Genomic DNA, 15456 nt, shown 5'->3' with positions numbered 1-15456 from the left:
AAATAACTTCCCAAAAAAATATAAAACAACCTGATACTTAAGTTATGATTTTTTATAACCATTTGAATTGAAACGATAATAAGCATTTATCAGGTGGTGGCATGATCTTTGCTATCTTAATGAAGCATAAAGAAAACTATTTATAGGTGTTTTATGAATTTTACTTTTACAGATGTCAGCAGTTCTTTTTCAAACATGGTTCAACCGGATCATTCCGGGGGCGTCATGTTGAATAAGGGTCGTGCCGGTTCTCGAAGCAAGTTGTTTGATGAAAAGTTAAGCAAGGCACTTGGAAATGTTGAGCGTCTTGAAAAAGAAATTCTGGCTCAGTCAAATCAGGTACAGGTAAATCCTTTAGGGAAAACAATGGATTCGGATAAAATAATCAATCATTTATCAGAAAAATTGAGCCAAGAGAAAGGGTTTGGTTTTGTTGCAGAATTGAAAAAGATGTTTTTAATGTTATCAAATGGGGATTTGAAAACTGGTTCAATAGATGCTGACGGTCTTGAAGCCTTGAAAGAAATTTTATTGAAAGCCGGGTTTAATGAAAATGATATCAATGATTTTATAGCCGAGCTTTCAGAAGAATTTGAAAACAAGGATCTGAGTCTGGCTGACCTTTTTGATAAACTTTTTGAACTTCCTTTTGAAGAAGCTTCAGAAACAAAGACAGAGACAGACCAGGAAAATTTTCTTGAAATATCGGCCCTCCCTTTTTTAGAATCCATTCTCAATTCATTGGGTATTCCCAGGGAAAAAACACAGGAAATATTAAATAAAGCACAGAAAGGTGATAAAGGTATCAGCCTTGATGTTATACTTGAAGATCTTCAATCTATTCAGAAAAAATCTTTTTATACTCAAAATCATTATGAAGCCAATAATGTTGATGATAATTTCAGATCTCTTTTTAAACAACTGGGCCTTGAACATAGCGAATCCACAATTTCACAGGATACTTCCCTTAGAGAAGCATCTTCTCTTGAAGAGAACAATCTTGGACAAAACAAATCTCGAGTGTCACCACTTACCTTGAATGAATTAGTCGGTTCCCTGGAAAAGCTGCGCAAAAAAATATCACAGCCGCAAGCACAGACTGAAATGCCGGGCCAAAATGATCAAAAGCCCATTGCCAATGAAAAATCTTTAGACCTTTTTAATGCTTTGTTCAAGGGCGTAGAACTGGAAAATAATACGGCAGAAACCCGGGCATTTGATTTTTCTTTTGAGCAGATAAAAAATCAGTTTAAGGATAAATTTTTGGTGTCTGTTTCCAATTCATTGGGGCTCTCTTGGGAAAAAACACAGGAAATATTAAATAAAGCACATAAAGGTGATCAGGGTATCAGTCTTGATACTATCCTTGAAAATCTTCAATCTATCCAGAAAAAATCTTTTTATACTCAAAATCATTATGAAACCAAGAATGGTGATGATAATTTCAGATCTCTTTTTAAACAACTTGGCCTTGAACATAGCGAATCCACAACTTCACCGGATACTTTCCTTAGAGCAGCATCTTCGCTTGATGAGAATAATCTTGAACAAAAGGTATCACCACTTACCCTTAATGAATTAGTCGGTTCCCTGGAAAAACTGCACAAAAAAATATCACAGCCGCAAGCACAGACTGAAATACCGGGCCAAAATGATCAAAAGCCCATTGCCAATGAAAAATCTTTAGACCTTTTTAATGCTTTGTTCAAGGGTGTAGAACTGGAAAATAATACAGCAGAAACTCGGGCATTTGATTTTTCCTTTGGGCAGATAAAAAATCAGTTTAAGAACAAATTTTTGTTGTCTGTTAATGAGCAAGCCAATAAAAATGTAAATTCTGAAATCAATACAAAACTAAACAAAACTTTAAAAGAGATGGAATTCCTTCCGAGTGAAAGAAAAAGCGGGGCTTTTGATATGAGTGGTCAACTCAAAGAAAACAAAGAATTTTTAAAACCGATGAAATCTTTGGGTGCAAAGGGTCTTGATCAAACTCAGATTTCAACTTCAGACCTTAAAATAAATGAGACGCAATCCAACCTGAATATGATAACAACAAAGTCATCTTTTAAAAATTTACCGACCTATGTCACTAACCAGGTGCAAAAAAGCATTGTCAGAGCCATTAATCAGGGTGAAAGTACATTAAGAATTCAATTAAAGCCTCAGGAGCTCGGACGGCTTATTATGACCATAGACAACACCGGAAAAAGCATGAAGATCAGTATTATGACTGAAAGTCTTGCTGCAAAGGAAATTTTAACTTCAAATGTAAATGAGCTTCGGACCGTTCTTTCCAATTCCGGTGTTAATCTTGAACGATTTGATGTCGATACGAACAGTGAATTTAAACAATCCATGGCAGATGAAGGAAACCAGGCTGGAAATTCTGGTAAGCGGAATCGAAACAGGGTAAAGCATTTGGGGGCGGATGTTGATGGTGAAGGTATGAATGATCCCATAAGCCTTGTTGATGTCTTAAACCGGGACGGGTTACATCATTTTGTAGCATAAAAGGAGATTATTATGTCAGTTATATCCACGGGAAATAGTTCACTTGATCAAATTAACAATTCCTATAAATCAAGTGAAAAAGTAAAATCCGAAAAAGAAGATGCTCTTGGACGGGATACATTTTTAACCATGCTCGTGGCCCAGCTTCAGAATCAGGATCCTTTAAATCCGCAAGATGGTGCGGATTTTTCCGCCCAGCTGGCGCAATTTTCTCAACTTGAACAATTGATCAATATAAATGAGTCCATGGGTGGGCTTACCGATGCCTATAGCAAAGGTTCAGAAGGTGATGCCATAGGATATGTCGGAAAACAGGTTACCGGTAACATGGATACAATGACTGTTGATGACGGAACGGTTTCCGGTGGATTCTATACTCTTGATCAATCTGCCGATGTTATGATCACCATAACGGATGCGGATGGAAATACGGTTAAAACCTTATTTGAAGGACAGCGGGAGTCCGGTTCTCAAACCATTGCATGGGATGGAACTAATAATGCCGGTGACGCTGTTGAAGACGGATCATATCAATATACCGTTATGGCAAATGCCGGATATGGATATACTGAAGTTCCTTCAAGCATTACCGGAACGGTCGAAGGGGTTGCATACAATGATGGAAAGGCCTACCTGATTGTTAAAGGCGTGCTTCTTGATCCCCAGTCACTGACAGCTGTGGCAGATACCGCAAAGACAATCGAATCGGGATCTGCGGACTCAGCCTTAAGCTATCTGGGTAAAACAGTGACTTCCGATCTTCCCATTGTTCTAGTGGAAAAGGGCTCTGTTTCTGGTAAAGAATTAACCTTTTTTATGGATGCAGCAGAAGGTGCAACCATTAAAATATATGATGAATCCGAAGAGCTGGTCAGGACAATCACATTGTCTTCCGAAGATACGACCGGCGGAGAGAATAAGGTTCAGTGGGATGGGCTTGCTGATTCAGGTTATAGAGTGTCTGACGGTTTATATTATTATGGTGTGGAAACAGGTACCGGATTTGCAAAAACATCCGTATCAGAAGAGGTTTCAGGCATTAAATACATTAACGGTACTCAATATCTTGTGCTGAATGACTCAGGAAGACTGGCTGCCATATCATCCATTACAGGAATTAATTAAATCAACACAGTTGAGTTTAAATAAAGGGGAGGAATTATGTCTTTATCAAGTTCACTTTTTACAGGTACCAGCGGTTTGAAAAATATGGGAAACTCCCTGCAGGTTGTTGGTAATAATATTTCTAATTTAAATACCATCGGGTTTAAAAAAGGCCGATCAACTTTTGCAGATACCTTGTATGAGAGTGTTGCGACTCAAGGCGGTACGGGTCAAATGGGTCGAGGGATGTCTCTTGGAAGTGTATCACAGAGTTTTTCCCAGGGATCATTTGAGTCAACCGGTAATGCTACGGATCTCTCTATTGGCGGTGACGGCTTTTTTGTCGTGAGTCAGCCGGATTCCGATATTTCATATTATACCCGGGCAGGTGATTTTAATTTTGATAAAGCCGGACAATTGGTAAATTCTCAGGGGTATGTTGTCCAGGGCTGGGAGCTTGACCCGGAAACCGGGGATGATGTTGGAGCCATTAAAGACATTTTGTTGCAAACCTTTACCAGTGCGCCTCAAGCGACTAAGGAAATTTCTGCCATAACCAATCTTGACTCGGATTCCGATAGTAATTCAGTTGTTTTATCCAATAATTGGGACGGCAGTGAGGATATCAGTATCGCTGCTAACAATTATGAGTATCCAACAGTTGTCAAGGTGTATGATGCCCTGGGAAGTACCCATGAGGTTTCCATATATTATGATAAAAAATCAGGTACGGAGTGGGAATATATTGTAACCTGTAATCCTGAGGAAGACAAACGAAATTCCGTCCAGGGAACGGACAGTAAGGGATTATTGGCCAGGGGAACCATAACATTCAGCCAGAGCAGTGGAGATATCGTTGATTTGACAATGAGTGAATTTACAGGGCGTCTTGGAAATTTTCAGGCCAATGGGGTTAATACAACAGAAAAAATTAATTATCAAATTCTTAACTATGATGAAATGGAACTTGATGGATATGGTTTTGATTTTGAGTTTGACGGTTCAGACTGGGCTTTTGCGGATCCTGCTAATATGCCGGATAATTATCCAAATGCGACTATTGTTTATTCTGATAACCAGGAAATCCATCTCGTGCTGAATCAGGCAGATCCGACACAGATTGATCCGGATATTATAATAAAGCTTGACCAGCCTGCCGTGGCAACTGACTCTTTTGGGTTTGATATCAACAGGGAAAATGATCTTCATATACAGGGCATTGAGAATACCCAGTATGTTGGTGATACTGTAAATGATAATACAACGTTGGAAATCAATGATCCCAGTGTTATGACTCATGATTCCGTCGGTCTGAGTATTGTATGGGATGCAGTTGCCGGGCAATGGTCTTGGAACAATGCCGGGGTGGCTGTGGGTGACCCGCCGGCTGAATATACCAATGCCATCTTAAAAGGAGACCAGGATGAAGTGATGATTGATCTTGATGGATCAGGAAATGATTCAAATGATGATATCCGCTTTGTTTTTAAGGATTCTTTGCAAAACAATAGTGAGATCGGTTTTGATATAATTGGTTCTACGGCATGGTCTGAAATTCCGACCAGTGATATTGAGAAGTCCGGATATTTCAGCTTTTCAACCGATTTTCTGGGAGGGGAGTACGGTTCCACTCAAAATGATATCAGTCTTGATCTGGGAACTGTATACAAAGACGATAATTTTTTAAATAATGCCTTATCAACAACGCAATACTCACGAGCTTCATCCACCGTGTTTCAGGATGCCGATGGATATTCTGCAGGAGATTTTCAAGGGGTTGATGTTTCATCAGATGGTGTCATGACTGGTGTATATTCCAATGGCCAGCTTGTTCCCCTGTTTCGTGTCGGGCTTGCTAAGTTTTTAAATAATTATGGCCTGGCTGCTAAAGGTGGAAATCTATTCATGGAAACACGGGACAGCGGCGTTGCTATTACCAATAAACCAGGTGAGAATGGTCTGGGCACCATTGCACCCAATTCTCTTGAAATGTCTAATGTTGATATTTCCGAAGAGTTTGTCTCTCTTATAACCAACCAGCGAGGGTTTCAGGCTAATTCAAAAACTGTAACAACCGTTGATGCTATGATGGAAACCGTTATTCAAATGAAACGGTAAGCACATTAGCATAATCAACAAAACAGCGGGAACAAAGAGATTGATTTTTTGTTTCCGCTGTTGGTTTTTTGACGGTCTAACGGTTAATTGGCATTTAGCTGTTTTTTTTATTTCATTTTCTGTTTTTTTGACCGTTTTTATGCTTAAGGGTTGACAGGAAAATAAAATACTTTGCAAATTTTGCCTGCCGTATTTATACTGCACGGTAATGCATCCTTCTTAACCGTGATATTAGAAAATATGAGACATTGGAAAATATGAAAAATATATTCTTACTGGCACAAGGCTTGCTTTGTTTTTGAAGCATGCAGCAAAACTATTTAACTGTTCATATCGGGAGCTGATTTGGCTGAAGATATTTTAGATGATGCTTTGGAGGATTCTTCAAATGCAATTGAGGTGAAGAAGACATCTTTCAAAAAAAGGTTTAAACGGATTTTTGGATACAAAAAAACAATCCTTATCATTGCCGGATTTTTGTTTTTTCTGATAATTGTTATTACAGGTATACTGCTGTTTTTTTTAAAAGGAAGTGCCAAGGATACCAAGGATGTTCAAAATTCAATGACGTCTTCGAAAGATAGTTTGCCGGAGGTGGCTTGGGAAAATAACGTTGTTTTTGAAGATATTGTTGATCTTGAGCCGTTTGAGCGTATTCAACTCAAAGCAAATTCTGCCATGGGCCTGATCAGTATGCACCTGTCTTTGGAATTAACAGATCCTCAATACAAAAATCAGGTTTATACAATGCAGGACAGGATCAGGAAAATTATTACAGGGCAGGTGGAAGATATGAACTGGCTTTCGTTGAGGAATCCGGAAGGCAAAATTATGCTCAAATATGATTTGCTCAAACGGATTAATTCAATTTTTCCAAAGCCTGCGGTCAGCAATATTTATTTTACCTACTTTATAATGCAGTGATTAAATTATGAGTGAAATATTATCACAGGACGAAGTTGACAGCCTGTTGGACGGATTGGATTCAGGCGATGTTGAAACTGAAACAGATGTACTCACCCCTGAGCTGGTTGAAGGGATTTCTGTATATGATTTTAGCAGTCAGGACAAGGTTGTGCGGGCAAGAATGCCCACCTTTGATGTTATAAATGAAAGACTGTCAAGGGAAGTTCGCGCCACATTATCCACTTTGCTTCAAGCAAATGTAGATGTCAGCGCCAATCCGTTTGATACATTAAAATTTTCTGAGTTTGTAAGGAGTTTGCCGGTTCCGACAAGTCTGCATGTTTTTCGGCTGGAACCTTTAAGAGGACACGGCTTGATTGTGTTTGAAAGTCAGCTCGTATACAATCTGATTGATACATTTTTTGGAGGTGAAGCCCTTGGCAAAGCCAGGGTTGAAGGGCGTGAATTCACCAGGATTGAAGAGGTGATGATTAAAAAGGCGGTTTTGGCGGTTCTTAAAAATATTGAAGCTTCCTGGGCCCCTATTGAGCCGGTCACGGCATCTTTGATCCGGTCGGAAATGAACCCGCAGTTTACGGCTATTGTTCTGCCTACAGATCTTGTTCTTGTAACAAGGTTTGAGATTGAGCTTGAGCAGTCTGCAGGCAACCTGGTGGTGTGTTATCCGTATTCCATGATTGAACCCATGAGACGCAAATTGTCTTCAGGTGTTCAGACCGAGGCTGAAGAAGTAGATACAAATTGGCGAAGAATGATAAAGGAAGTCATTTTGGAATCCTGGGTTGATGTGAAGATTCAATTGGGTACAACTGAAATTACCGGTGAACGATTGATTTATATGCAGCCGGGTGATGTCATTCAATTGGATAAGGATGCAGGTGAACCGCTGAGTTGTTATATTGACGGGTTGGAAAAAATGACTGGATATGTGGGGGTTCAAAGGGGATTCCAGGCGTTTCAAATAAAAGATAGAATAATAACCGATTGTGAGAGATAAGTATGTCTGAAAAAAACGATAATACGGAAATTGAAGATGGTGTTGAAAAGGGTATTGAAAAGACCTATGAGCAGGGAGAAAGAGAGTTGGATTTTATTCTTGATATCCCGTTGGAGCTTTCTGTTGAGTTGGGCAAGACAAAAATGATTGTGAATGATCTTCTTCAACTGGGTCAGGGGTCTATTATTGAATTGAATAAACTTGCAGGTGAACCATTGGAAGTGTATATCAACAGGAAGCTCATTGCCCGTGGGGAAGTGGTCGTTGTGAATGAAAAATTCGGTGTCCGGCTTACCGATGTAGTTACTCCCATTGACAGGGTAAAATCCCTGGCATCAGAAGAGTGAATACCTCATCTGATATATGGGTTGCCTTTGCCAGAACGTTTTCCATGCTGTTCCTGGTACTGGCGGTTTTGATACTTTGTTTTTACCTGATCAAGAAATTTTCAACTCTAAAAGGTGGTAAAGGGAGTAAGGAGTTTATTAAAGTATTGTGTGTACACCATCTTTCTCCAAAAGAGAAACTTGTGTTGCTGGATGTATTGGGCGATATCATTCTTGTTGGCGTCACGCCGTCAAATATTTCAAAAATATCCTCCATTGAACGGGAGATTGATTTTCCTTTCGAGAAAAATGAATCGCTTTTCAAATTTTCAGACATATTAACTCAAAAATCAGGCAGGTTATTTAAAAATAAAGAGAGCAGCATGTCGGAAAAAGGGAAAGGATCATGAACCGTAGAATGGTTTGCCTGATCTTTTTTTTTCTGGTCTGTGCTTTTGGGGAAGCCTATGCCGTGACATTTCCCATTCCCTCTTTGCAATTGAATGTTGAAACCGCTAAAACACCTGAAGAGGTTGCGGTTGTTCTTGAAATTATTGCTTTGCTCACGGTTCTTGCCCTTGCACCGGCTATTTTGATTTTGATGACTCCTTTTACACGTCTGATAGTTGTGTTTCATTTTTTGCGCCAGGCCATTGGCACACAGTCCAGCCCTCCCAACCAGGTGATTGTGGGCCTGGCATTGTTTATGACGTTTTTTATCATCAAGCCCGTGGCCCAGGAAATTTATCAGCAATCTTTAAATCCCTATCTTGAAAGAGAAATCACCTATGAGAAGGCTTTTGAATCAGCACAAGTTCCGATTCGAAAATTTTTGCTGCTCAATACCAGGGAAAGTGATATTGCTCTGTTTGTAAAAGGAGCGGATATGAAAAAGCCTGAAACAAGAGATGACGTATCCTTGCTGGTGCTGATCCCGGCATATGTGATCAGTGAGTTAAAGACTGCTTTTATCATCGGTTTTGTTCTCTACATCCCGTTTATTGTGATTGACATGGTGGTGGCGTCCGTTCTTCTGGCCATGGGAATGATGATGCTTCCCCCGGTTATGATTTCATTGCCGTTCAAGCTCATGCTGTTTGTGCTGGTGGATGGATGGCATTTGATTTGTGCTTCCCTGTTAAAAAGTTTCGGAGTGTAATCATGACCCCTGAATTTGTTGTTGAATTTGCAAAAAAAGCCATTATACTGACCATTTACCTTTCCATGCCCATGCTGGGCATCGGGCTTTTGGTCGGACTTGCGGTCAGTATTTTTCAAGCAGTTACCCAGATTCAGGAAATGACCCTGACATTTGTTCCTAAAATTATAGCTGTTTTTTTAGGGCTGTTGTTTGCAGCCCCCTGGATGCTGGAGGAAATAACCGATTTTACCATAAACGTGTTTGAAAATATTCCCATGTACATCCGATAGGATGCATTTCCTATGGATATTCTTAATATTATTGATCCTGTCGAGTTCAGAACCTATCTGCTGGTTTTGTTAAGGATCAGTATTGTTCTTTTCATGTTTCCTGTATTTTCATCAAAAGTGTTTCCTGCAACCCTTAAAATGGGGTTTGCCCTGGTGGTATCCCTGCTGTTTTATTCAGTGGTGGAGGTTGATCTGGAAAGATTTCCCATGAGTGTTATTGCAACAGGGCTGCTGATTCTTGCTGAAACATTGATCGGGCTTACTCTTGGGCTGTGTCTGCATATGTTTTTTGGTGCTGTTCAGCTTGCCGGACAGATTATCGGATTCCAGATGGGATTTTCAATGATCAATGTTATGGACCCTCAGACCGGTGAAAATGTTTCGATTCTGGATCAGCTTGGCTATTGGGTCTGCGTCATTGTTTTTCTCTTGTTAAATGGGCATCATATTGTGTTCCTGGCAGTGATTGACAGCTTTGAACTGGTTCCCATGGGTTTTTTTATGATGCAGGAGGTCATGCTGGCAAAATTAATCAATCTGGGTGCCCATCTGTTTCTTCTTGCCATAAAGATAGGTGCCCCGGTTATAGCCTCATTGATGTTTGTCAGCGTGGGATTTGGTTTGATGGCTAAATTTTCGCCCCAGATGAATGTTATGATCGTGGCGTTTCCTTTAAAAATAGTGGTCGGGCTGCTTCTCTTTAGTTTTACCCTTCAAATTATTGTTATTATAACTCAAAATTATGTTGCGGAATTTAAAAAATTATTGATGTATCTTCTTTTTTTTGCAGGCGGAGGGTAAAAAAATATGGCTGAAGATCCTGAAGGCGGCGGAGAGAAAACAGAAGATGCGTCGTCGAAGAAGCTTTCCAAGGCAAGAGAAGAAGGCAATGTTCCTAAAAGTACGGAAGTTGTTTCCGTATTCGTTCTTCTTGCCGGCATTATCTCTGTAAATGCATCAGCCGGTTATATTTATAACAATCTGTTATCCGTGTTTCATTTCAATTTCAATTTTCAAAAAATTCCTTTGTTAACTCATCTTGAGGTTGTCCGACTGCTGGCGTTTCATACTGAAAAATTCATTTTTATCTGTATTCCGATCCTGCTTCCAATTGTATTGGTGGCGTTGCTCTCAAACGTTTCACAGGTAGGGTTTTCCATCTCATGGAAAGCATTGGAACCCAAACTATCCAAGCTTAACCCTATCAGTGGATTTAAACAAAAATTTTCTTCCAGGGCTGTCGTGGAATTTATTAAATCCTTATTAAAAATTACTATCATTTCCATGGTGGCCTACTCTTCAGTCAAGGCAGAATTTGCAGAAATATCACTGTTGTATGATTATAGCATAGGCCAAATTCTATTGTTTATTCTCAAAGTTTCGTTCTGGATTTTCATTAAGGTATGCCTGATCATGATCATTGTGGCTGTTCTGGATTATGCCTATCAGAAATGGAAATTTCTGGAAGATCAGAAAATGACCAAAAAAGAAGTCAAAGATGAAGCAAAACAGGCAGAGGGTGATCCCATGGTAAAATCAAGGATACGGCAACTCCAGTATGAAGCCGCCAGAAAGAGGATGATGGCGGATGTTCCTGATGCGGATGTGGTGGTGACCAACCCGACCCGTCTGGCAGTTGCGGTTAAATATGATGGAAGCCAGATGGATGCGCCTTCAGTGCTTGCAAAAGGGGCGGGTCAGGTCGCGGAAAATATCAGGAGAATTGCCAGGGAAAATGATGTTCCATTGGTTGAGGATAAACAATTGGCCCGAAATTTGTATAGTAATGTTGACATTGGCGGGGAAGTTCCCATGGAATTATACCAGGCAGTTGCTGAATTGCTGGCACATGTGTATAAATTAAAGGGCAAAAAAATGTAAGCGTGTGACAATAATTTGGCAATGGGCGTCAAAATTATATTTTTTAACTTGGGAGTGTAAATGGCAGCAAGCGAAACAGGAATTATTGCAGGGATCAAACGAGAATCTTCAGATATCTTGATGGTGGTCGCTTTTATCGGAATTCTTATGGCCATGATTTTACCCTTGCACCCCATACTTCTTGATTTTTTTCTGGCATTGAACATTTCATTTGCAGTTGTGGTGCTGATTACAACCATGTATACAACCGCCCCTCTGGAGTTTGCTATTTTCCCTTCACTTTTGCTGGTGTTGACATTGTTTCGGCTCTCTTTAAATGTGGCTTCCACCCGTTTGATTCTTTTGCACGGCAGTGAGGGGCCGCTTGCAGCCGGGGGAGTGATCCAGTCTTTCGGCAGTTTTGTTGTCGGGGGAAATTATGTGGTTGGACTTGTTATTTTTATTATTCTTGTGCTGATCAATTTTATGGTCATTACAAAAGGTTCCGGCCGAATTGCAGAAGTTGCGGCCCGGTTCACCCTGGATGCCATGCCTGGAAAACAGATGGCCATTGATGCGGATCTGAATGCCGGGATGATTGATGAAGTGGAAGCCGGGGAAAGAAGGGCAGCCATTGCCAGAGAATCCCAGTTTCACGGTGCAATGGATGGTGCCTCAAAATTTGTCCGGGGAGATGCTGTTGCCGGTATTATCATCACCATGATCAACATAGTGGGCGGGTTTGTTATCGGTGTGCTTCAGCAGGGCATGGAAATGAAGGAAGCATTAACCGTCTATACTCTTCTAACCGTTGGTGACGGCCTGGTTTCACAGATTCCGGCCCTTTTGATTTCAGCCGCCGCAGGGCTTCTGGTGTCAAGATCAGGATCTGATATGAAAATGGGCAAAGAGTTTGCAAAGCACCTTTTTTCAAGCGCTACTCCGGTTTTTATCGGATCGGTGATTATTTTCTGTATGGGGTTGATACCCGGGTTGCCTTCCATCCCTTTTATGACCCTGGGGCTGGTTCTCGGGACAATCGCCTGGTATTTTTTAAGGGGACAAGACACGGACAAAGAAGAAAAACAGGCAGACATTGAAGCTTCTGAACAAGAAGAGACATCCGGTTCCCCGGAAGATGTGGATCATTTGTTAAATCTGGATACCATTGAACTTGAGGTTGGATATGGATTGATCCCCCTGGTGGATAAACAGCAGGACGGGACATTGCTGGGAAGGATCAGGGCCATACGAAGACAGTTTGCCACGGAAATGGGTATTATTATCCCCCCCATTCATATCCGGGATAACCTGAACTTAAGCCCGGCTCAATACCGGTTGCTGATAAAAGGCGTGGAAGCTGCCGGAACCGAATTGATGGTGAACCATTATCTTGCCATGGACCCCGGGGGAACGGCTCAGAAAATAGAGGGAATAGAAACCATTGAACCGGCATTCAACCTGCCAGCCGTATGGATTCCAATGGATCGCGAAGAAGAAGCAAAGTTTGCAGGATATACCGTAGTGGACAATTCAACGGTTGTTGCCACTCATCTGACTGAAATAATTAGAAATAACGCATACGATCTTCTGGGCAGACAAGAGGTGCAGCATCTGATGGATAATCTTGCCAAGACAAGTCCCAAGGCAGTGGAAGAATTGATTCCCAACCTGTTAAGCCTGGGAGTTGTTCAGAAAATACTTCAGAACCTGTTGCGGGAAAGAATCTCCATCAGGGATCTGCTCACCATTGTTGAAACTTTGGCGGATTTTGCGCCCATGGGCAAAGATCCGGATCTTCTCACCGAATATGTCAGGCAGAAAATTGCCAAAGGAATGCTGGCCCCTTATCTTCAGGAAGGCAAGATCTTACAGGTCATTACCCTTGATCGAACTCTGGAAGAAATTTTATCTAAAAATATAAAACATACGGAACATGGTTCGTATCTTGCACTTGATCCCCGGTTGATAGAAGAAATCATTCGAGCTGTGACAAAACAGGTGGAACAACAGGTGGCATTTAATACACAACCCATTATCATGACATCTCCAAGTCTGCGCCGGCATTTCAGGAAACTGATTGAACCGTCTTTACCCACTGTTTGTGTTGTATCCCATGCGGAAATAGTGGATGATATAAATTTACAGGCAAGTGGAAAGGTGAGTTTGAAGAATGAATAGGAAAGTTTTTAAAGCTGAAAATATTCAACAAGCCATTGCAAATATCAAAGAAGAGCTTGGATCGGATGCCATGATTTTAAGCACTCGAAAAATTCCTAAAAAGCCTCTTGATCCTTACGCAAAAACAATGTTTGAGGTGGAAGCGGCCATGCCGGAAAATCAGGATGCAAAAACCGGAAACGATCCTTTGATCGAATCCATAAAAGAGGATATTGCAGATATAAAAGATTTGATTTCCATTGCCGGCTTTGGAAATACAATGCATCACATGGTCTGTGATCATTTTGAGTCGGTGGGTGTTCTGGCCTCTCTTTTGCGAGCAGGTGTCAGCGAAACACTGGCAGGCGATATTATTCGAAAAGCAAGCGGTTTGATGGATGAAACAGCTGATCAGGACGCACGAATAAGATCCTTAAAAAAGGGTGTGATGCACCAGTGCCTGAATCAAATCGCCACCAAAGATTTTTTTAACAGGGATAACAGTTCCGGTGTTCCTCATGTGGCGGCATTTGTCGGCCCGACAGGTGTAGGCAAAACAACAACCATTGCAAAACTTGCGGCCATGCTGAGTTTTCAAAGAAAAATGAAGGTGGGCTTAATTTCCATTGATAATTACCGGGTGGGCGCATTTGAACAATTAAAAGCATATGCCTCGATCATGGGATTGTTATGTGTTCCTGCCTTCAGCTCCCAGGATCTGTCCTGCGCTCTGGATAGAATGAAATCCATGGATATGGTGTTAATCGATACAGCCGGACACAGTCATTTTGATAAACTTAAGATTGATTCTATATTGCAATTGATCAAAACTGATTTTAGAATTTCCGTTCATTTGGTTTTGAGTGTCACATCTGAAGCTATTATCATGACGGACGCGGCAGCAGCTTTTTCAGTATTCAATCCGGATACGGTTGTATTTACAAAGATAGACGAAACAAAAAGATGTGGTAAAATATTGGATCAGGTAAATGATATTCAATTGCCTGTTTCTTTGATTGCAAATGGTCAAAGAGTTCCTGAAGATTTAATTATTCCCGATAAGCGGCAGTTGCTGCAGATTATTCTGGGAAAGGGACCAAAGGAGAAAAATTAAGTTGGATCAGGCAAACGGACTTCGAAACGTCGTTAAATCGCAAGCACTTTCAAGGAGAAAGGCAGGTATGGCATTGGGCAGAAAAAAACTTCCAAGAGTTATCGCAGTGACCAGCGGAAAAGGGGGTGTGGGAAAAACCAATATTGTCGGGAATATGGCGGTTTCCCTTAGCCGGATGGGCAAGCGGGTGGTTATTATTGATGCGGATGTAGGACTGGCAAATGTTGATATTATTTTTAATTTAAGGCCCGAGTACAGTATACGGCATGTGATAAGTTCGGAAAAAACTCTGGAACAGGTCATGGTGGAATCAGACCATGGTATTAAAATTCTTCCAGGAGGATCGGGGTTTTCCGATTTGACTCAACTGACTGAAGGTGAAAAACTTAATCTTTTAAGTGAATTTGAAACTTTGTCTGATCTGGCGGATATTATCTTTGTGGATACAGGTGCAGGTATTTCATCAAATGTACTTTATTTTAATTCAGCTTGTGATGAATGTATTGTGATTTCAACAAAAGAACCCACATCCATAACAGATGCCTATGCAATGATGAAGGTCATGTCCCGTGAATACGGAACAAAATATTTTAAACTGATTGTTAATATGGTTGATTCGGTTGCGGATGCCAAACGGGTCTATGCATCCTTAAGCGGGGCTCTGGATAAGTTCCTGAAAAATGTTGTTCTGGAATATGCGGGCCACATCCCTTTTGACAGGCAGTTGCAGAAGGCGGTTCAAAAAAGGGGGCTGGTTATGGATACAGCTCCGGATTCATTGTCGGCAAACGCCATAAAAGATATTGCATTTACTTTGGGGAATGGTCCTTCAAGGCCCAATTCAGAAGGGAATTTGAATTTTTTTATGAGTAAAATGTTTCATACCGCAACATAGGGGGAAATTT

14 protein-coding genes are annotated in these 15456 nt (G+C 40.9%); all 14 read left to right on the top strand.

Annotation, left to right across the window (positions count from 1 at the left end):
- Positions 1-153: 153 nt before the first annotated feature.
- On the top strand, positions 154-2514 hold the full coding sequence (locus TOL2_RS19090; protein ID WP_041279626.1) for a flagellar hook-length control protein FliK: 2361 nt from the start codon (positions 154-156) through the stop codon (positions 2512-2514).
- A 12-nt stretch (positions 2515-2526) separates the two neighbouring features.
- Positions 2527-3639: a FlgD immunoglobulin-like domain containing protein gene (locus TOL2_RS19085; RefSeq protein ID WP_014958924.1), complete on the top strand. Its 1113-nt coding sequence runs from the start codon at positions 2527-2529 to the stop codon at positions 3637-3639.
- A gap of 36 nt (positions 3640-3675) precedes the next feature.
- Positions 3676-5736, top strand: coding sequence for a flagellar hook-basal body complex protein (locus tag TOL2_RS19080; RefSeq protein ID WP_014958923.1), 2061 nt, complete (start codon positions 3676-3678; stop codon positions 5734-5736).
- A 345-nt stretch (positions 5737-6081) separates the two neighbouring features.
- Complete coding sequence (locus TOL2_RS19075; protein ID WP_041279625.1) at positions 6082-6660, top strand: flagellar basal body-associated FliL family protein; 579 nt, start codon at positions 6082-6084, stop codon at positions 6658-6660.
- A 7-nt stretch (positions 6661-6667) separates the two neighbouring features.
- The gene (gene fliM, locus TOL2_RS19070; RefSeq protein WP_014958921.1) at positions 6668-7660 is read left to right on the top strand and encodes a flagellar motor switch protein FliM; all 993 of its coding nucleotides are present in this window, start codon (positions 6668-6670) and stop codon (positions 7658-7660) included.
- 2 nt (positions 7661-7662) lie between these two features.
- Positions 7663-8007, top strand: a complete 345-nt coding sequence (gene fliN, locus TOL2_RS19065) for a flagellar motor switch protein FliN (protein WP_014958920.1) — start codon at positions 7663-7665, stop codon at positions 8005-8007.
- Positions 8004-8396: a flagellar biosynthetic protein FliO gene (gene fliO, locus TOL2_RS19060; protein WP_014958919.1), complete on the top strand. Its 393-nt coding sequence runs from the start codon at positions 8004-8006 to the stop codon at positions 8394-8396. The genes fliN and fliO overlap by 4 nt, the downstream gene beginning before the upstream one ends.
- The gene (gene fliP, locus TOL2_RS19055) at positions 8393-9145 is read left to right on the top strand and encodes a flagellar type III secretion system pore protein FliP (RefSeq protein ID WP_014958918.1); all 753 of its coding nucleotides are present in this window, start codon (positions 8393-8395) and stop codon (positions 9143-9145) included. The genes fliO and fliP overlap by 4 nt, the downstream gene beginning before the upstream one ends.
- A 2-nt stretch (positions 9146-9147) precedes the next feature.
- The gene (gene fliQ / locus TOL2_RS19050; RefSeq protein WP_014958917.1) at positions 9148-9417 is read left to right on the top strand and encodes a flagellar biosynthesis protein FliQ; all 270 of its coding nucleotides are present in this window, start codon (positions 9148-9150) and stop codon (positions 9415-9417) included.
- 12 nt (positions 9418-9429) lie between these two features.
- Positions 9430-10218 carry a flagellar biosynthetic protein FliR gene (fliR, locus tag TOL2_RS19045; RefSeq protein ID WP_014958916.1) on the top strand — a complete coding sequence of 263 codons (789 nt, stop codon included), beginning with the start codon at positions 9430-9432 and terminating at the stop codon, positions 10216-10218.
- A 6-nt stretch (positions 10219-10224) separates the two neighbouring features.
- Positions 10225-11298: a flagellar biosynthesis protein FlhB gene (gene flhB / locus TOL2_RS19040; RefSeq protein WP_014958915.1), complete on the top strand. Its 1074-nt coding sequence runs from the start codon at positions 10225-10227 to the stop codon at positions 11296-11298.
- 60 nt (positions 11299-11358) lie between these two features.
- A complete protein-coding gene (flhA, locus tag TOL2_RS19035; RefSeq protein ID WP_014958914.1) occupies positions 11359-13458 on the top strand; it encodes a flagellar biosynthesis protein FlhA in 2100 nt (699 codons plus the stop codon).
- Positions 13451-14551 (top strand): flagellar biosynthesis protein FlhF, encoded by a 1101-nt coding sequence (locus tag TOL2_RS19030; RefSeq protein ID WP_014958913.1) that lies wholly within the window; start codon positions 13451-13453, stop codon positions 14549-14551. The genes flhA and TOL2_RS19030 overlap by 8 nt, the downstream gene beginning before the upstream one ends.
- A 1-nt stretch (position 14552) precedes the next feature.
- Positions 14553-15446, top strand: a complete 894-nt coding sequence (locus TOL2_RS19025; RefSeq protein ID WP_041279624.1) for a MinD/ParA family protein — start codon at positions 14553-14555, stop codon at positions 15444-15446.
- The last annotated feature ends 10 nt before the right edge of the window (positions 15447-15456 follow it).

This window comes from Desulfobacula toluolica Tol2, from assembly GCF_000307105.1.
In the GTDB taxonomy this organism is placed as follows: domain Bacteria; phylum Desulfobacterota; class Desulfobacteria; order Desulfobacterales; family Desulfobacteraceae; genus Desulfobacula; species Desulfobacula toluolica.
Note: the sequence above shows the minus strand (reverse complement) of the source record. Positions and strands in the feature narration are given on the sequence as shown.